We start from the raw sequence: 19,851 nt of genomic DNA on the forward strand, positions 1-19,851 counted from the left end.
GGCCTGGCTTACTTGGATATTGAGAGCTTTAACGGTGATAAAAACCGGTTGCTCAATTTCTCATGGAGTAAAGGTCTATGGGGTAATAGTAATTTGTATGCTTCAGCCAGCCGTGACTATTCGCAAAATAACTGGTCATTTGCGCTAGTATTGCAAATTCCATTCAACTTTTTGGATTCCGTTACCTTAGATACGCAACGCAATGCCGCCGGGCAAAATAGTCAGCGCGTCACCTATAGCCACGCTATGCCAAGCGACGGCGGATTCAGCTGGAATCTGGCCTACGCCCATCAAGATGCACAAGACGATTATCAACAAGCTTCCTTGGGATGGCGCAACGCCCATGTCCAAATGCAGGCCGGGATCTATGGTTCATCCGGCAACTATGGCCAATGGGGTAATGTAACTGGCTCACTAGTACTAATGGACGGCACAATCCAGGCTGCTAACAAAATTAATGATGGCTTTGTCCTAGTCACTACTGATGGCTACCCTAATATTACCGTTGATTATGAGCACCAACCCTATGGTAACACTGGCAAATCTGGTTATCTATTGATCCCCAGTGTTCCAGCCTACTATCCAGCACAATTCCGCATCAATACCCTCAATTTGCCCCTTGATATTTATGCTGATAGCACCGAGCGACGCCTCTCAGTCAAACGCGGCCGAGGCTATCTGCTACATTTCCCAATAAAAGTCCGTCATGCTGCTAGCGTGATCCTAACCGATCAATATGGCAAGGCCATACCATTAGCCAGCGTGGTTGCCCGGGCAGGCAAAGCAGACACTTATGTTGGTTGGGATGGGCTGGTTTATCTGGAAGAATTGGAGCCAAACAATGTGCTCAGTGTCCGCACACCGGAAGGTCAGCACTGCCAGGTTAGTTTACAACTACCTGCAAACCCTAACCAGCAACTAAAGACTTACGGCCCACTCACTTGCACTTTAGCTGGCAACAGCAGGAGTTATTATGAATAAAGGTTTATTTTCTGCCTTTTTATTGTTATTAATCGGCCTGTTCAACAATCCGGTCTGGGCCGCTTGTAGCGCCACCATGCAGAATGCCTCATTTGGTAGCCAGAGTTCTTTTGTCATCAATAGTACCGTGCAAACTACCTCGGCTAATCTGGTTGTCACCTGCGGGGTAGTACTGGCTTCCTTGTTAACCACCGATACTATCTCAGCCAAACTGAATAGTGCTTCAAGCAGCAGCGGCACACAAGCGGCGATGAAAAATACTGCCAATGCCGATCTCGAACCGATTAATATGTGTAAAGCTTCTAACTGCGCCACCACTACCCCGATTGGCAGTACCATCAATTATTTATCCACAGATCTGATTTCATTATTAGGCGGCAACGTATTTACTATTCCGATCTATTTTCAAACTGTCACCGGCCAGAATTTATCGGCCGGCACTTATAATGTAACGCTAAATCTGACCATCAACTGGAATATTTGTGGGCTATTAGGTATTGGTAATGTCTGCTTAAATCAACAAACCGGCAGCACTATCCTCTCGCCTACCGTCACCTTGATCGTAACCAATGATTGCTCAACTATCACAGCCCCTAACATTAATTTTGGTACTGCGCCATTACTCAGCAGCTTTCCTAATGTATCGCAAACCATCTCTATCACCTGCACTAAAGGCAGTCTCTACAATGTTAGCATCAATAATGGCCTCAATGCCGTTAACAATGTGCGCAATATGAAAAATGGTAGTAATTTGATTAGTTATGATATTTATCAAGGTACCACTACTACCCGCTGGGGATCGAGTGGTAGCGAATTATGGTCGAGTGCCAATTCCACCACTGTCAGTGCTGATCAACTGACTCGTACCTACAATTATGTGGCGAAAATTCTTAGTGGCCAAAATACGCCAACTAGCGGTAACTATACTGATACACTGGTGGTTAATGTTGCTTTTTAGAATAGAATAATGACAGGCGCCAAATTTAATAACCTGTTGACGCCTGAATAGTGATGAAAATTAATCGTGACCAAATAGATCGCGGGTATAGACTTTATCTTTGACATCTTCCAGTTCAGGCACCAATCTATTAGCCAAAATAATATCGCACTGAGCTTTAAAGTCGGCTAAATTGGTGATCACTTTGGAGTGAAAGAACTCATTTTGTTGTAAAACCGGCTCATAAACCACCACTTCGATTCCTTTCGCTTTAATGCGTTTCATCACTCCTTGTACCGCAGAAGCGCGAAAATTATCCGAACCAGCTTTCATCACTAAACGATAAACACCCACTTTTTGCGGATTTTGACTAATGATCGTCTCGGCAATGTAATCTTTACGCGTTCGATTGGATTCGACGATTGCATTAATCAAATTGTTTGGCACATCATCATAGTTAGCGAGTAACTGCTTAGTGTCTTTTGGCAAACAATAACCACCATAACCAAAAGAGGGGTTGTTATAGTGGCTGCCAATACGTGGATCCAGTGAAACACCTTCAATAATTTGGCGACTATCCAGTCCGCGACTATGAGCGTAAGTATCTAATTCATTAAAAAAGGCAACCCGCATCGCCAGATAGGTATTGGCAAATAATTTTATCGCTTCTGCCTCGGTAGCATCGGTAAACAATACTGCAACATCCTTTTTCAGCGCACCTTCTAATAACAAATCGGCAAAAATCTTGGCGCGCTCAGAACGTTCTCCTACCACAATCCGAGAAGGATATAGATTGTCATATAGCGCTCTGCCTTCACGTAAAAATTCTGGTGAAAAAATGATATTTTTATACCCTTTTTCTTGCTGCAAACGGGCAACAAAACCCACCGGGATGGTTGACTTAATAACAATGGTAGCGGCTGGATTAATGTGGTTTACATCATCAATTACCGCTTCAACGGAACAAGTATTAAAATAATTAGTTTTGGCATCATAATCAGTCGGGGTAGCAACAATCACATAATCTGCCCCCTGGTAAGCCTGTTGTTTATCCGTCGTTGCCCTAAAATTTAGTTCTTTTTCTGTCAGAAACCTTTCAATTTCTTTATCCACTATGGGTGATTGCTGGTTATTTAGCATCGCAACTTTTTCAGCAATAATATCTAACGCCACCACTTCATGATGCTGCGCTAACAACATCGCATTCGACAGGCCAACATAACCTGTTCCTGCAATAGCAATTTTCAAAACTAACCTCTCAAATATTTAGGATCCAGGCTAAACGCGATAATAAGTCCGATACCAGTCAACAAACGCTTTTACCCCTTCTTTAATCGAAATCTGTGGCCGATAACCGGTTAACGAAAATAAATCTTTGGTATCGGCCCAAGTGGTATGAACATCACCGGCTTGCATTGGCAACATATTTTTAATCGCTTTTTTTCCTAATGCCTGCTCGAGGGCGGAAATAAAATCCAATAATTTTATTGGCTGACCGTTACCAATATTATAAATACGATAAGGCGCATCACTGTTAACCGTTAAAGATCTGTCGGTCTTTTTTGGTGGAATGATATCAGCAATTGATAATATTCCTGCAACAATATCTTCAACAAAAGTAAAGTCGCGGCTCAGATCGCCATTATTATATACATCAATCGGCTTCATCTCCAAAATAGCTTTAGTGAATTTAAATAACGCCATATCTGGCCGTCCCCAAGGACCATAAACAGTAAAAAAGCGTAACCCGGTAGTTGGCAAATTATACAGATGAGAGTAAGCATGCGCCATTAACTCATTGGCTCTTTTAGTGGCCGCATAGAGAGAGATCGGATGATCAACGGACATATCGGTAGAACAAGGAAATTGATTATTCATACCATATACTGAACTGGAAGAAGCATAGATAAGATGGGGGATCTGGCCATAGTAACAACCTTCTAATATAGATAAGAAACCGGTTAAATTACTATCCGCATAAGCAAAAGGATCCTTTAACGAGTAGCGAACACCTGCCTGCGCAGCAAGATGAATTACCCGATCAAATTTGCCTAAGGTAATCACTTCAATCACTTTTTCACGTTCAATAATGTCCAGCCGCAAAAATTGAAATTGCGAATAAATCGTTAAGCGTTCCAGGCGGGCTTTTTTTAAATCAGGATCATAATAGTGATTCAGATTATCCAGACCAACCACCTGATGACCATTTTGTAATAAACGCTGACATAGAGTAAATCCAATAAAACCGGCACATCCTGTTATTAAATATTTCATAGCTTTTTAGCTTCTACAGAGAAATGAAAAATATTTATCTTTTGTGTAGCACAAAAGCGCATCCGGGACTTATTTCCTTCGCCAACATATACAATTAGTCAATAATAAAAAGAAGTGCAAATTCAGCACAGCTAAAGTTAGATCAAGAGCCTAATCAGTAGATTAAAAACCCGCCAATACCAGCTTGCCCCAAACCTTGCCACTCGCTATCCTTTGATGAGCAAGTCGTAAATTTTCAGCACTAATTTTACCCATTTCTTCGCTGATGGTAGTTTTTAATATCCCTTGATCAATCAATTCGGCCACGCGTTGCAATAATTGATGCTGTTTGATCATATCTCTGGTTTGAAAAACAGGCCGCGTAAACATAAATTCCCAATGCAATGAAAGGGCTTTACGTTTCATTGGCATAATATCTAAGGTTTTAGGATCATCGATTAAGGCTAATTTTCCTTGTGGAATAAGAATATCCAACACCTGCTGATAATAATCATCACTGTGAGTTAATGAAGCCACATAGTCGACATGCTGAATACCTAACGCAACAAGTTGTTGGCTAAAAGGTTTTTTATGATCAATAACCGCATGTGCCCCTAGCTCACTAACCCATTGTTGTGTTTCCGACCGTGAAGCGGTGGCTAAAACGCGCAACTTTGTCAGCTGGCGCGCTAATTGGATCAGCATCGAACCAACACCGCCAGCGGCGCCAAAAATTAATATAGACCTACCGGCAGCGCCATTCTCCGCTACCGCTAACCGGTCAAATAACAGTTCCCAAGCGGTAATTGAGGTTAATGGCAAAGCGGCTGCTTGAACGGCAGTTAACAATTTTGGTTTATGGCCGACAATGCGCTCATCGACTAGTCCATATTCGGCATAACATCCGGGCCGATCAATTGAACCGGCATAATAGACCCAATCGCCAGGTTTAAATAACGTGACCTCACTACCAACAGACTCCACCACACCACAAGCATCCCAACCTAAAATACGTGGCACATTAGGCTTTTCACGCTGGCGGATTTTGCAATCTACCGGATTTACCGCAATAGCCGCAATTTTTACCAACAGATCACGCGGCTGTGGTTGGGGCTTTGCTAACTCGGTTTCATAAAGTGAATGTATATCGCTCAGTGGTAGGGTAGGATCAGTAAAAACAATCGCTTTCATTGCTGACTCCATAAAGCAACAAATTTCAATCAATAAAAGGAAAAGTGAATATATTGTGATGATAGAAAATTATGCCAATTCCTTGCATGCTAATAAATTTATATGCGTCCCAAATATCAGCAACTTAAAAATAATTTATTAAAACAACCCTTTATCTCTTAAAATATGCGCATCAAATTTACGTCGGGTAAAACCGCTTCGATCAAAAAATTCCAAAATCTGCACCGCTAATTTTCGCCCTATTGCTAATTCATCGCGAAAATTGGCGACCGTAATGGCACCTTCGCGATGATTATAATGCCGGATAATGGCGGCAAATTGCTGTATTTGTAGATTATGATAATAACGATCTGACACAATAGCGGTAATTAAACCCATTTTTGCCGCTTTTCGCAGCAAATGGCGAACGATGTCTTCATCTTGCTGAATTTTTACCGCTAATTCCCGTACCCACCAAGGCTGTTCTGCCACAAAGTAGGGCTCTAACTGTTGCCATAATTGCGCCTGTTGCCGATCAAATACTAAACTATGTTCGGCTAAATGGAGCCAGCCATGGGTTTGCATAACCTTTTTTTCATCAACCAGTTGCCGGAGTAGGGTAAACACCAGCTCATCATTCAACCCAGGTAAAGCCATGCGTTTTAAGCGGGCCCGACCCAGGCCTAGCTGATCAGCATGATTTTGATGATACTCAGCTAATGTTTGTACCAAATGCTGTTTAGCCTGCTCGGCATTAACTTGAGAAAGGGCAATATTGTTAACTATAAGCACATCAAATTGCGCAACTAACGCTTGTAATGCGGAACTCGTTAGTTGACGCGCCCAACCATAATCGCTAAGTGATAATTCACCGTTTGGTAGCTGAAATGCCAAATTTTCTTTATCGCCTATCATATTAGCCAACTGCGATAACCAACAAAGGAAAGTGGCTTGGCGTTTACCACGACGCGGCGAATGAAGTTTTATTACCCGCGCACCAGCAAGAGTACGTTGAGCACTAATATCACGCAAGACTAAATGATCATTATCCACCAGCCATAAAGGCTTATCGAAGGATAACTCAGCTAGTAATGGTTTGTCTGATGGTTGGTTTAATAAAGCGATACGTCCGGTCACATGACTGGCAGCATGATAGAGATGTAATGGTTGCCAATTTTTTAAACATTCATTGGCTTCAACTTCAACCAGCACCTTATTAACCGCAAACACCGGCTGTTCACTTAACAACCAATCGCCACGAGAAATCTGTTTTTTGCTAATATCACCGGTCAGATTTAAAGCAATCCGCTCACCGGCTTGTGCCTGTGAAACCAGTTGATTTTGCGCATGCAATCGCCGAATTTTAACTTGCTTATCTATTCCGGTTAACCATAGGGTATCACCAATAGAAACTTGGCCAGACAAAGCTGTGCCAGTTACGACTATACCTGCACCTTTGACATTAAACACACGATCGATCGCTAAACGAAATCGATGACCAAGTTTGGCATGCTGGCCTATCTGACCGTGTAATATTTGCAAATGTGATCGCAATAAAGAAATGCCTTCACCAGTCAAGCTAGAAGTGACAAAACAAGGTACCTGCAACCAGCCATGCTCTGCCAACAATTGTGAAATTGCCAATTGTACCGCTTGAACCTGCTTAGCGGAGACACGATCAGCTTTAGTCAATACAGTAATTACCTGTGGGCGACCTATTAAACGTAAAATAGCCAGGTGTTCTCTGGTTTGCGCCATAATGCCATCATCACAAGCTACGATCAGCAATATATGGGATATGCCACCAATACCAGCCAACATATTAGCGAGAAACTTTTCATGACCGGGAACATCAACAAAACCGATTGAACTGCCATCTGCTTGGGGCCAATAGGCAAAGCCAAGATCAATCGTCATGCCGCGTTTTTTTTCTTCAGGTAAATGTAGTGTATTAATCCCTGTCAAGGCTTGAATCAGGGCAGTTTTTCCATGGTCAACATGACCCGCGGTAGCAAAAATCATTGTGTTAATAAAACCTGTAATAACTTAGCCTCATCATCAAGGCAGCGTAAGTCAAGCCATAAGCGGCCAGCGGAAATCCTACCAATAATTGGGGTAGCTAATTGTCGCCATTGACGAGACAACGAGACTAATTGATTATGTTTATTATTTTTAGGCGTAAATGTTATTGCCCAACTAGCCAGACGTTCATTTGGCAGTGAACCACTACCAATCTGGGAAAAACAGGCTTCATCGTTAACACTAAATTGGTCACCATAGTGATGCTTTATCGGCTCAATAAGCCGCCGGGCCAATTTGCGAATTTCCGCTTGCGGTCGTGTCAAAAAGTTAAGGGTGGGTAACGAAGTTGTCACTTTTTCGCCATGCTGGTAGATCCGCAATGTGGCCTCTAGGGCAGCTAAGGTCATTTTATCCGCTCGTAACGCGCGTTTTAATGGATGTTGTTGAATGGCGTCAATCCAACATTTTTTGCCCAAAATAATTCCTGCCTGTGGGCCACCAAGTAATTTATCACCTGAAATAGAGACCAGATCAACGCCTTGTGCCAGATAGTGTTGCGGCATAGGCTCAGCCGGTAAACCATATTGGGTCATATCAATCAAAGCACCACTGCCTACATCAATCGCAGTAGCAATGTTATATTCAGTACCAAGTTGAGCGAGTTGCTGACCTTCAACCTCAGCGGTAAAACCTAAGATACGGTAATTACTGGTGTGGACTTTCATTAACAGAGCCGTCTCTTCATTTATTGCACGCTGGTAATCTTGCAGATAAGTTCGATTCGTTGTTCCTACCTCCACCAGCTGACAACCCGCCTGTTTCATTACCTCTGGCACGCGAAATGCTCCACCAATTTCGACCAATTCTCCTCGCGACACAATAACTTGTCGTCCCGCTGCGATGGTTGCTAACATTAATAACACTGCGGCAGCATTATTATTGACAATACAAGCATCTTCCGCACCGGTTAGTTCACAAAGTAAATCAGCTATTATACGATCTCGATGTCCACGTACCGCGTCATCAAGCGTATATTCTAAAGTCACTGGATAGCGCATCACTCGAGTCACCGCTTCAATCGCTTCTTCTGCCATTAACGCACGACCCAAATTAGTATGTAACACTGTACCGGTTAAATTAAAAACTGGCCGCAAGCCAGAACTCTGCTGCCGTTGGAGTTGATGAGTAAGTGCAGCAATCCAATCACTTTGCCACACAGGTAAGCATTGCTGTTGTTTTATTTGCTCCCGTGCATGCTGCTGCATATTGCGTAATATCTTTGTTACTTGAGTTCGACCATAACCTTCTATCAAGGATAAAACCGACGCTTCATTCAGTAAATAATCGATGGCCGGTAACTGACGATATAATGAAGTAACATCTTTGGACATAACCGATTAAAACCTTAACTTATTCACAAGGAAATAAAAATGGATTAATACTGCTACGGGCAAATCCCTCTTCTTCCAATTTAGCATCCAGGATCAAGGAAGCCAGATCATCAGCAACCGCATCAACCTTCGCATCTTGTTCCTGATAAAGAATTTTTAAATAACTACCACAATCACCACAACTCTCAGCCTTAATCGCCGCATATTCACTGGCTAAAGACCAATAATCTAATTCTTTTGTTTGCTCACAATTACTACATTTTATCCGTACAACATGCCATTCAGTTTCACACAAATTACAATGCAAATAACGCAAGCCTTGATGGGTTCCTATTTGCACAACACTAGAAACTGGAATGCTGCCACATACTGGACAAAATTGACGATGTTCACCATTTTCAGCGGTTGCCTTACCTGGGATTTGACTGGCCATTTGTGCCCAAAACAAGGAAAGTGCCGCCCAAATAAAGAGCGCTTGTTCTGAGGGTACTCGGCTAAATTCACCATTGAGTAATGCTGTTGCCATCAACTCCAGTTCATGTATAGAAACTTTGGTCAAATTTTCTAATGCGGGCTTTACCTGTTCAGGTACCACCGGAACCAACTCAGCAATTAAAGAGGCAAATAATTTGTGCCAATGGTCAGTACGGATGAAAGTTTTACAATCTAATGGCGGTTTATTGGCTTTCATCGATTGTTGGAGGATAGCCTTGATATCCATCATCAAAGGATGTTTATAGAGTGCATTTTGTTGAGCGCGAGTAACATGAGCGGCAAATAGCAGATATTCACTAAATGGATTTTCTGGCGTCGCTAATGATTGAAAACGTTCAGCCCGGGATTGATATAGATTGTTTAAATCTGGAAATAATACCGGCGGGATATAACTGATGCCATTTTTGGCTAGCTCATTTTTACCTATCTCTTCTTTAGGTAAAATCCTAATGCTCATAGATGCACTCTCTTTAATGATTTATTTTACCATTATTGCCCAATAAATCTCAGAATAGACCAAAAGCGAACAGGGATCTATAAACGGCTTAATAACATAAAAAAGCAGAATATAATTATTCTGCCCCTGTTATTACTATTCGAAGAAACGCTGTTAACCGCTCTTTTCTTGCCGAGGCTTCTCTCTTCTAACAATCTCTCGATACCATCGTGGATGATGTTTTTTCGCCCATGCGCGGGTTACCCATCCTTCAACCATTGCACGAATAGAGCCTTTTACCCATATAGCGGCATAAATATGAATAATAATTGTCATTATTAGATCAATCGCCGCAACAGAATGAAGAAGCAAGGCCAAACGAATAATCGGGATGGGAAAATAGTCGGCAAAATAAGGCCGCCAAATAATAATACCGCTAACCAAAAGTAAAAACAGGCAAACGGTTGCTAGCCAAAATACCCCTTTTTGGCCTAAATTATATTGACCAACATCACCTGCTTCTTCATTTTTCAAAATTTTGCCAATATTTTTTGCCCAAACAATATCTTGTTTTTCAATAAAATTATGTTTGAAATATCTAACAAACATGCCAACAAATAGTACAAACATCACTGTACCCAACCATGGATGCAGCACTCTGGCAAGTTGTGGTGTCCCCAAAATATTCATCAACCAGTTTAGCGATGGAAAGAAAAAACCTAAGCCGCTAATTGCCGTAAATAAAAAAAAGATAACCATTAGCCAGTGATTGATTCTTACACTGGCAGAGTAGCGGATAATTTTTTCAGTCGGTTTTTTTATCATCAGTTATCCCCCTTTTTTTATTCACCAATTTCTCGCTTTTTTCTGACCTTGCATCATCTCTATTTGGCGGTTTTTGCGCTTCATCCTCATCAGAAACACGATTTGGCCCCACAGTCAGATATTGACATCCTCCCCCACCTTCACACTTCGTGACTCAGGAGGGGGATTCCCGTTAGTCGGAGACTATCTGATCGCTCAGAAGCCTGGTTCCTGCTGCTGACGGCATTACTGCACCGTTCACTTCACAGGCTAACACGGCATGTCCTGCCGCTAAAATGTTACGAGCTCCGTTGATATCTGCGTTCTCTGTATACCCGCACTCAAGGCACTCGAATCTACTTTGTGATTGACGATTTTCTTTCGCTGTATGACCACAACATGCACACCGTTGACTTGTATATGCCGGAGGCACAGCTAATACCTGACCACCGCGCCATAGCTGCTTGTACTCAAGCTGACGGCGCATTTCATACCAACCCTGATCCAGTATCGAACGGTTAAGTCCTGATTTTGCCCTGACATTCCGTCCGTGCTGCTCTTGTGTACCTTTTGCCGATTTCGACATGTTACTGACCTTTAAGTCCTCAATGACGATCATCGCGTGGTTTTTGCTGATTTCACTGGTGACTTTGTGAAGGTAGTCTTTGCGGATATTGGTTATATGCGAGTGGAGACGTTGGATTTTTCGCTTCTGTTTTTTCCAGTTATTGCTGAATTTAACTTTACAGCTTAACTGACGCTGGAATTTCGCCAGCTTTTTTTGGTTGGTTTTAAAACTGTTTACAGGTTCAAACACTGTGCCGTCTGACAGCGTGGCGAGTCTGGTTACACCTGCATCCAAACCAATCATTGTTGCTGACGAATGAGGCTGAATGTCCATTTCCAGTTCGACCTGAAACGATATATACCAGTGTCCCGCATGTTGGCTAACGGTTGCGTTTTTAATCTTACCGTACAGCTTTTGCGACTGCCGGAACTTTACCCATACCAAACCTGACGGTAATCTCACTCTGCCATTATCGAGCTGACAATATTTATCAAAATTAACAAAACGAACTGAATCACGCCCGTCATTTTTCCTTTTAAATACAGGAGCTTTTGCTGCCAGTTTTTATCAAAGCAGCGTTTCCATGCCCCGTGCAGATCTTTGAGTTTCTGCTGAAGATTATCCGTGTAGGCTTCTTGCAAAAAGGAATGTTCCGGCTTTTTTTTCCATTCTGTGAGCATCCGATTTAGTTCAAACGCTGACGGTAGTTTACCGCCGGATTCAATAATGCGTTGCGTCTCTGCTAGCCCGTAATTCCAGATAAAACGAGCGCATCCGCACAACTGCCGCAAACGTTGCGACTGTTTTTCGGTTGGTTCGAGTCTGAATTTGTAGGCTTTTAGAATTAGCATTATTACTCAGTGTGTAGTAAATTATCTCACTATCTTACCGTATATCCGGTTAATTTCAATGCAAAAATATAAAATCAACCGTTCAAGACATGCAGCGTTTCTTTTACATGTTCACCTTGTCTTTGTGACTAAGTACCGAAAGAAAGTACTCAGTGGCTTGCACTACAAAGCATTTCATCAGTATGCAGGTGAAGTGTGTCGCGACTTTGGGGCTGATTTAAAGGAAAGTAACGGAGAGTCCGATCACGTTCATATGCTGATCGAGTACCCGCCCACAGTGCAGTTGTCAGTACTAGTAAACTCGCTGAAAGCGGTAACGTCTCGTCGTCTGCGTAATGAGTTTCTAGACTTGCGTGGGGCTTACGGCAAGCCAGTGTTGTGGTCTCGATCATACTTTGCAGGTTCGTGCGGGGGAGCACCGCTGGAAGTTGTTAAGCAATACATTCAAAATCAGCGTGGCTGATCATTCTTCGGGCTTTTCAAGCCCGACCAAATTCCCCTCCCACCTTATGTCGGTGGGAGTACCCTTTGGAGGTTAAGATGGAAAAATGCTGAGGCAAAAGTAACGGCAAACCCAACGGCAGCTAACGGTTTCCAGATATTTTTCCAAAAGGTGACGGTGGGACTGATAGTCGGATTATTGGGCAGACCATGATACAGTTCGGGCTTATCACCATGATGTAATACATACATAACATGGGTACCTCCGACACCTTGTGGATCATAAAGCGCTGCATTTTGATAACCACGGGTTTTCAATTCTTCAACGCGTTCAGCAGCCAGTTGTTTCATCACTGCTTTACTACCAAAATGAATTGCACCGGTCGGACAAGTTTTTACACAAGCGGGTTCCTGGCCGACTTCAACCCGATCAACACAAAGGGTGCATTTATAAACTCGATTATCCTCTTTATTTAATCCGGGGATATTAAAAGGACAACCGGCAATACAATAACCACAACCAATACAATGTTCTGAGTCAAAATCGACAATTCCATTGGCATACTGAATAATCGCACCTGCAGAAGGGCAAGCTTTCAAACAACCCGGATCCGCGCAATGCATACAGCCATCTTTGCGGATCAGCCATTCTAATTTTCCTTTCTCTTCAACTTCAGTAAAGCGCATCACCGTCCATGATTTGGCCGTTAAATCTAACGGGTTATCATAAACACCGACGTTATAACCAATTTCATCACGAATATCATTCCATTCAGAACAGGCTACCTGACACGCTTTACAACCAATACAGGTGGTTACATCAATTAGTTTTGCCACTGCCTCTTTATCACTGCGTACTTGAGGAGCAGGTGTCAGCGAATTAGTCGCAGAGCGGCGTATAATATCTTGAGAAGCCATCATCTACCTCCTTACACCTTTTCCACATTAACCAAAAACGCTTTAAACTCAGGTGTCTGAGTATTGGCATCACCAACAAATGGCGTCAGGGTATTGGCAATAAAGCCTTTTCGCGTCAATCCTTGAAAAGCCCAATGGATCGGAATACCAATCGTATCAATTTCGCGGCCATCCACCTTTAAAGTACGGATACGCTTAGTCACCACAGCCTTTGCTTTGATATAACCACGGTTAGAACTTACCTTAACAACATCGCCTGCTTTGATACCTTTTTTCTCTGCCAATCGTTCACCAATCTCAACAAATTGTTCGGGTTGAATAACCGCATTCAAATGCGCATGTTTTGTCCAAAAATGAAAATGTTCAGTTAAGCGATAAGTTGTGCCAACATAAGGAAATTTCTCAGCATTACCCAATGCTTTAAGATCGTCAGCAAATAGGCGTGCCGCAGGATTAGAGATAACATTCGGATGTAAAGGATTGGTTCCTAACGGAGTTTCAAAAGGTTCATAATGTTCAGGAAAGGGGCCCTCTGCCATTTTATCTATGGCAAATAAACGACCTAACCCTTCCGGTTGCATAATAAACGGCCCAACACCGGTATCTGGCGCGGCAGTGCTATAATCAGCGATATCAATGCCTGCCCATTTGCTACCATCCCATTGGATTAATTGACGTTTAGGATCCCAGGGGTTACCAGCTGGATCTGCGGATGCTCGATTATAAAGGATCCGGCGATTAGCTGGCCAAGCCCATGCCCAACCCAATGTATTACCTAAACCAGAAGGATCGGCATTATCACGACGCGCCATTTGATTACCCGCCGGCGTCCAACTACCGGCAAAAATCCAACAACCACTGCTGGTGGTACCATCATCGCGTAATTGCGCAAAAGCGGAAAGTAACTGACCTTTTTTTACCAGAAGATTACCCTGGGTATCAGTCAAATCTGCCAACGCATAACCATTACTTTCTTGCGCAATCTCTTCCGCTGTTGGACGATAGGGATCATAATAATTCCAGCGCATGTTCAATAACTGCTCAGGTACTGCGCCACCTTGTTGTTGATAAAGCAGACGTAAACGATGAAAAATTCCGGCTAAAATTTCACCATCGCCAAGGGCTTCTCCTGGTGCATCCGCACCTTTCCAGTGCCACTGTAGCCAACGAGCGGAATTAACAATCGAGCCATTTTCCTCGGCAAAACAGCAGCAGGGTAAACGAAAAACTTCGGTCATGATTTCTGCTGGCTGCACATCGTTAAATTCACCATGATTTTGCCAGAAACAAGCGGTTTCGGTATTTAATGGATCAATAGTGACTAAAAATTTTAATTTGGACAATGCACTAATAATTTTATTTTTATTGGGGAAAGAAGCTAGTGGATTGAAGCCCTGACAAATATAGCCATTAACTTCACCCTTATTCATCATGTCAAAATATTGCAGAACATCGTAACTTTTATCCCACTTAGGTAACCAGTCAAAGCCCCAATCATTCTCTTTTTGCGCCTTATCGCCATAAAAGGTTTTCATTAGACTAACAAAAAATTTAGGGTAGTTACTCCAATAATTAACCTGACCAGGGAGGGTCTGTTTTGGTGTATTTGCAGCTAAATAACTAGCTAAGGTGCTATGTTTTTCCGATGGTAAGGTCATATAACCGGTTAAACTTTGCGACAGCAGGCCAAGATCGGTCAAACCCTGGATATTGGAATGTCCCCGTAAAGCATTAACTCCACCACCGGCCATTCCCATATTACCTAACAGTAGCTGGATCATCGCCATGGTGCGAATATTTTGCGCACCGATGGAATGTTGTGTCCAACCTAATGCATAGAGAAAAGAAGCGGTTTTATCTTTTTCGCTGGTTTCAGCAATATATTCACAAACCTTGATAAAATCTTCTTGTGGAGTTCCACAAATATTGGCGACCACTTCTGCTGTATATCGATTGACGTGCGACTTAAGTAACTGCCAAACACAACGTGGATGTTGTAGTGATTCATCTCGTTTTGCAAAACCGTTGCTATCTAATTCATAATTCCAGGAAGTTTTATCATACTGGCGATTTTTAGCGTCATAACCACTAAATAACCCATCGTCGAAATGATAATCATCCCGCACAATTAAATTGGCATTGGTATAAGATCGTACATATTCACTATTAATTTTATTATTATTTATCAAATAATTAATAATACCAGATAAAAAGGTAATATCGGTACCTGAACGGATAGGAGTATAAAAATCTGCCACTGATGCAGTACGAGTAAAACGCGGATCAATGACAATCAACTTGGCTTTATTGTGGATTTTTTCTTCGATGGCCCAACGGAATCCGACCGGATGAGCTTCCGCCGCATTACCACCCATTACAATGATCAGGTCGGCATTTTTAATATCAACCCAATGGTTTGTCATGGCACCGCGACCAAATGTTGGAGCAAGACTTGCTACCGTTGGCGCATGTCAGACACGAGCTTGGTTATCAACCGCTAACATTCCCAGAGCCCGACAAAATTTCTGGGTAATAAAACCGGTTTCGTTACTACTGGCCGAGGCACACAGCATACCTGTTGTTAACCACCGATTAACTGTTGTCCCAGCCGCATCTGTTTTAATAAAGTTCGCATCCCGATCGGCTTTCATTAACTTAGCAATCCGATCAAATGCTTCTTGCCAGCTAATACGCTGCCACTTATCAGAGCCTGGCGCTCTATACTCAGGAAATTGCAGACGACTTTCACTATGAATAAAGTCGATTAGTCCAGCGCCTTTCGGACACAAAGCGCCTCGACTGACCGGATGGTCTGGATCGCCTTCTATGTGAAATATGCTTTCTTTGGCATTCTTAGCACCATCACCAAGACTATACATTAATAATCCACAACCAACTGAACAGTATGTACAGGTATTTCGGGTTTCCCTAGCACGTAATAGTTTATATTGACGCGCAGAAGCTAATGCTGTTGTTGGAGCAAAACCCAAAGCAGCAATCGTTGTACCTGCCATACTGCCAGCACAGATCTTAAAGAACTGTCTTCTGCTGACTTGCATTAAAAATCTCCTCATTCACATTACTGACATTGATTTCCATAAGATAAAAAAGTAAAACAGGTCATTATATTTTTAATACCGATCTTTTTTGTCGGATTAAATTGTATTGATAATAATTAATGTAATCTCTTTTAATGTATTATAGTATTAGGAATTCGGCTAATGAGTAATTTTTATGCAACTGAAATGAAGGAAGATGTCGAAAAAACCGGAGCATCTGAAATAAAAGTTTGCAAAAAGGGAAATTTAAACCTTTTTAATCTGGATAAAGTTGCACAAGAAGTTCCTATCGCCATGATCTACAATGGCATCTCTCATGTCGTTATGATGGCAAGCCCAAAAGACTTAACGCTATTTGCCTTGGGTTTTTCACTGTCTGAAGGCATCATCCAATCTGTTGAGGAAATTCGTGATATCAATATAAATAACTATGGCTCAAAGGGCATAGAATTAAATATTGAACTATCACCTCGCCAGTTTATGGCATTGAAAACACAACGACGCAATCTAACGGGTCGTACTGGCTGCGGTATTTGTGGTACAGAACAACTTAGCCAACTGTTTCGCCCAATTGATCCTCTTCCTTTCACGCAATCATTTTCACTAAATTATCTGGATCAGGCTTTATCACAATTAAATACGATCCAAAAAATTGGCCAATTAACCGGTTGCACGCATGCTGCGGCTTGGATAACCCCAACCGGCGAGCTAGCTGGAGGCTGTGAAGATATCGGCCGTCATGTTGCCTTTGATAAACTTATCGGCATGAAAAGCCGTGAAAAAAGGCAAAACGGCGCGGTGTTAATCTCAAGCAGAGCAAGTTATGAAATGGTACAAAAAGCAGCAACCTGCGGAGTAGAAATTCTATTTGCTATCTCAGCCGTCACTTCACTTGCGGTTGAAATGGCACAAAATTATCAATTAACGTTAGTTGGATTTTGTCGACCAGGTAAAGCCACCATTTTTAGTTACCCCGAACGCTTAACGTAATAATTAAATTTAAAAATATTATTTACATTCAATAAATATCATTAAATAAATAGAACCAAATATTTTATAAAATAATTTGTTTCTATTTATTGCATTATTTTTTTAATTGAGATCACATTTTTAAATTTAAATTTTTAATACTTAATAACCACTAATATTAAAAAATAAAATTAAATCATACCGCTATTAAATTCCTTAGTTATATATTTATTTCCCTCACAAGCAAATGATAATAATTATCATTTACTTGGGTTCTTTTTTACTTTAAGGTTTATTTCAGGCAAAACTTTATTTGTCTATGCCATTTTTTGTCAAATAAAAATTAATATTTTTACAAGGAATTAAAAATGAAGAAATTAAATATTATTACCTTGCTAACACTATTAATTGGATATATTGGCTTTAGCCAGGCAATAACCGGTTATAATAAATCAAATACCTCTAATGATAATCGTCTAATTATTGGTGAAATAGAAGAAGCTTCTAATCGCTTTCATAAAGCCAAAAAAGGTGATTCCGCTATTGGTTTAACTGATTTACATGGGAGTAAAAAAATCGGCTTTCCCGGTTTAGCAATGATCTCTCCCAAAGATGATAATAACGTTTATAAGCTTGGTGGTACCAGCTCTTCCCACCACCCCAATATGGGTTCATTTGCATTTGCCAAACTGGACGATGTTGATGTTTTCTTCGGTGAATGGGCACAAGATAATGATATGTCTTCTGCCTCTCACACCGCTTACTATGCCGGTAAAGACATTACGACAGAGATGCCAAATGCCGGTACCGCTACCTATGCTATCAAAGGGATCAACGATTATTCTAACAATGGTTTTATGACCGGTGAATTAACCGCAGATTTTGCCGAAAACAGCTTGAAAGGTTCATTTAGTCATAGTGCATTAACCATGAATATTGATGCAGATATTAAAGAGAATGGCTCTTTCAGCGGCAAAGCTTCTGCTGATTCAATTGAAGGAACCACCACAGGCCACTTCTTTGGTGATAATGCCAACTATTTAGCGGGTATTACTCAATTTGAAAATAATCATCAATTAGATACCGCTTTTGCCGGCACTAAACAATAATTGATTTTTTAAATTTAAAAAGAGCATGGAAACCCTATGCTCTTTTTTGTTATGGAAATAAAAATGACTAACAGGAAACGATTAATTATAATCCTATTTATTTCTTATTTTTTTCATATAAAATTAACTATCGCTAATTCATTGATAATAAATAATACACAAGTGAATAAAATAAATAATAAAAATTATATTACTAATATTTTTATTGCTATTAATAAAAAAGATTGGCAACAAGTTGAAGGTTATTTAAATAAATTAATAAAAAATAATTATCACGATAAGAGTTTGATCTATTTTATTCAGGTTTGTTTATCATATAAAAATCGAGAGCCTCAATCTGCTATGCACTATTTATCCCAGGCGATAACAATAAATCCTCACTTTACGCGTGCCAAGCTCGATTTAAGTTATATTTATATTGAAAACCGAATTTATCATAAAGCAAAGTCATTATTAAATGAATTAATAGCACAGCAAGATTTACCTGACTTGGTTAAGAAAAAAATAAAATATCTTCTCATTCTGGTTAATAATAAAAATCCTTTCTTTGCCACACTTTCACTAGGTTACCACCTAACAGATAATCTGAATAAATCGCCTGGTAGCCCAGCAGAGTGCTTACAAAAAAATAGTGCTGGTGATTGCCGATTAACTCGTAAAACGCCGAAAAAAATTACCTCATCAGGCTTTTCTTTATTCGGTTTGACCCAACAGTCATTTATGTTGCAAGAGCCTCATGCGATTTTTATTCGCCTAACGGCAAATGGTCAAATCTATCGGCAAAACAACACCTATAATGGCTATCAAGCTAATATCTACACTGGCTACCATTTTCAATCATCATACCATTATTTATTAGCCGGCCCCTTAGTGGGTTATGAACAAGGGGCAGAAGATCCAAATGCCTATGAAATAGGCGGAAAAATTGAGTGGCGTTATCATCCTGATATGGCCGCTAAATTAGATTTTGTTTTAAATCACCAAGTTAAATGGAAAGACTATTACCAAGGACAACATAATAATGGCCTGAAGCACGAAACTTCTTTTTCCATTAATTATCCTTTCAACAATATGAATTGGTATCTCTCTTTGGGTTTTTCCCAACATTTCCATCAATGGCAAATAAACGATTACCACCGCTATGATATTAGTGGCGGCGTTAAATTTAGGTCATTACCTTATCTGGAAACCAGTCTTTCATCACTTTGGAATCAACATCAATTTAAACATTTTGATAAGCGATTAGGTGCCAAGCGACGTGATACAGAATGGATCTATGCAATTAAATTAAAACTAACCATAAAAATTATTGGCTTCACACCCTCTATTACCTTTTTTCATCGCAACAATAATAGCAATGTCGGCTGGCTTTATCGCTATCAAAAAAACGATCTGCAACTCAATTTTGAACGTTATTTTTGATTGTTAATTTAAAAATTATTTTAGG

15 protein-coding genes and 1 pseudogene are annotated in these 19,851 nt (G+C 41.0%); 6 read left to right on the forward strand and 10 right to left on the reverse strand.

All coding sequences use genetic code 11. The features are described from left to right. Window positions 1-12 precede the first annotated feature (12 nt). Both LDL57_RS15400 and LDL57_RS15405 read left to right on the forward strand, forming a co-directional pair. The gene (locus LDL57_RS15400) at window positions 13-981 is read left to right on the forward strand and encodes a fimbria/pilus outer membrane usher protein (RefSeq protein WP_255653909.1); all 969 of its coding nucleotides are present in this window, start codon (window positions 13-15) and stop codon (window positions 979-981) included. Further along, a complete protein-coding gene (locus tag LDL57_RS15405; protein WP_180559073.1) occupies window positions 974-1,939 on the forward strand; it encodes a Csu type fimbrial protein in 966 nt (321 codons plus the stop codon). Before LDL57_RS15400 ends, LDL57_RS15405 begins: the two co-directional genes overlap by 8 nt. A gap of 60 nt (window positions 1,940-1,999) precedes the next feature. Here LDL57_RS15405 and LDL57_RS15410 read toward each other — a convergent pair whose 3' ends face one another. From LDL57_RS15410 to LDL57_RS15445, 8 genes and pseudogenes are all read right to left on the reverse strand, one after another. Further along, window positions 2,000-3,166: a nucleotide sugar dehydrogenase gene (locus LDL57_RS15410; protein ID WP_180559074.1), complete on the reverse strand. Its 1,167-nt coding sequence runs from the start codon at window positions 3,164-3,166 to the stop codon at window positions 2,000-2,002. 30 nt (window positions 3,167-3,196) lie between these two features. Next, entirely contained in the window at window positions 3,197-4,192 is a 996-nt protein-coding gene (locus tag LDL57_RS15415) for an NAD-dependent epimerase (protein WP_180559075.1), read from the reverse strand. 162 nt (window positions 4,193-4,354) lie between these two features. Then, window positions 4,355-5,362: a zinc-binding alcohol dehydrogenase family protein gene (locus LDL57_RS15420; protein ID WP_180559076.1), complete on the reverse strand. Its 1,008-nt coding sequence runs from the start codon at window positions 5,360-5,362 to the stop codon at window positions 4,355-4,357. A 138-nt stretch (window positions 5,363-5,500) separates the two neighbouring features. Next, complete coding sequence (gene selB, locus LDL57_RS15425) at window positions 5,501-7,363, reverse strand: selenocysteine-specific translation elongation factor (protein ID WP_180559077.1); 1,863 nt, start codon at window positions 7,361-7,363, stop codon at window positions 5,501-5,503. Then, window positions 7,360-8,754, reverse strand: a complete 1,395-nt coding sequence (gene selA, locus LDL57_RS15430; protein WP_180559078.1) for an L-seryl-tRNA(Sec) selenium transferase — start codon at window positions 8,752-8,754, stop codon at window positions 7,360-7,362. The genes selB and selA overlap by 4 nt, the downstream gene beginning before the upstream one ends. Before the next feature lie 19 nt (window positions 8,755-8,773). After that, window positions 8,774-9,706 (reverse strand): formate dehydrogenase accessory protein FdhE, encoded by a 933-nt coding sequence (fdhE, locus tag LDL57_RS15435; protein ID WP_180559079.1) that lies wholly within the window; start codon window positions 9,704-9,706, stop codon window positions 8,774-8,776. 153 nt (window positions 9,707-9,859) lie between these two features. Then, window positions 9,860-10,510, reverse strand: coding sequence for a formate dehydrogenase cytochrome b556 subunit (fdoI, locus tag LDL57_RS15440; protein WP_225506658.1), 651 nt, complete (start codon window positions 10,508-10,510; stop codon window positions 9,860-9,862). A gap of 172 nt (window positions 10,511-10,682) precedes the next feature. Beyond that, window positions 10,683-11,908: pseudogene (locus LDL57_RS15445) on the reverse strand (RNA-guided endonuclease InsQ/TnpB family protein). 58 nt (window positions 11,909-11,966) lie between these two features. Between LDL57_RS15445 and tnpA the strand changes: the two are divergent. After that, a complete protein-coding gene (gene tnpA / locus LDL57_RS15450; RefSeq protein WP_225505529.1) occupies window positions 11,967-12,371 on the forward strand; it encodes an IS200/IS605 family transposase in 405 nt (134 codons plus the stop codon). A gap of 44 nt (window positions 12,372-12,415) precedes the next feature. Here tnpA and fdxH read toward each other — a convergent pair whose 3' ends face one another. Next, window positions 12,416-13,267, reverse strand: a complete 852-nt coding sequence (gene fdxH / locus LDL57_RS15455; RefSeq protein ID WP_225507546.1) for a formate dehydrogenase subunit beta — start codon at window positions 13,265-13,267, stop codon at window positions 12,416-12,418. A gap of 11 nt (window positions 13,268-13,278) precedes the next feature. Further along, window positions 13,279-16,326, reverse strand: a complete 3,048-nt coding sequence (fdnG, locus tag LDL57_RS15460) for a formate dehydrogenase-N subunit alpha (protein WP_180559081.1) — start codon at window positions 16,324-16,326, stop codon at window positions 13,279-13,281. A gap of 186 nt (window positions 16,327-16,512) precedes the next feature. Here fdnG and fdhD point away from each other — a divergent pair, with 186 nt between their 5' ends. The 3 genes from fdhD (at window position 16,513) to LDL57_RS15475 (ending at window position 19,826) form a co-directional block, all read left to right on the forward strand. Further along, a complete protein-coding gene (fdhD, locus tag LDL57_RS15465; protein ID WP_225507548.1) occupies window positions 16,513-17,316 on the forward strand; it encodes a formate dehydrogenase accessory sulfurtransferase FdhD in 804 nt (267 codons plus the stop codon). 347 nt (window positions 17,317-17,663) lie between these two features. After that, window positions 17,664-18,404, forward strand: a complete 741-nt coding sequence (locus LDL57_RS15470) for a Slam-dependent surface lipoprotein (protein ID WP_180559083.1) — start codon at window positions 17,664-17,666, stop codon at window positions 18,402-18,404. Between the two features lie 63 nt (window positions 18,405-18,467). Next, complete coding sequence (locus LDL57_RS15475) at window positions 18,468-19,826, forward strand: surface lipoprotein assembly modifier (protein ID WP_180559084.1); 1,359 nt, start codon at window positions 18,468-18,470, stop codon at window positions 19,824-19,826. Window positions 19,827-19,851: the final 25 nt, after the last annotated feature.

Origin of the sequence: Arsenophonus apicola, assembly GCF_020268605.1 — a bacterium.
GTDB lineage: Bacteria > Pseudomonadota > Gammaproteobacteria > Enterobacterales > Enterobacteriaceae > Arsenophonus > Arsenophonus apicola.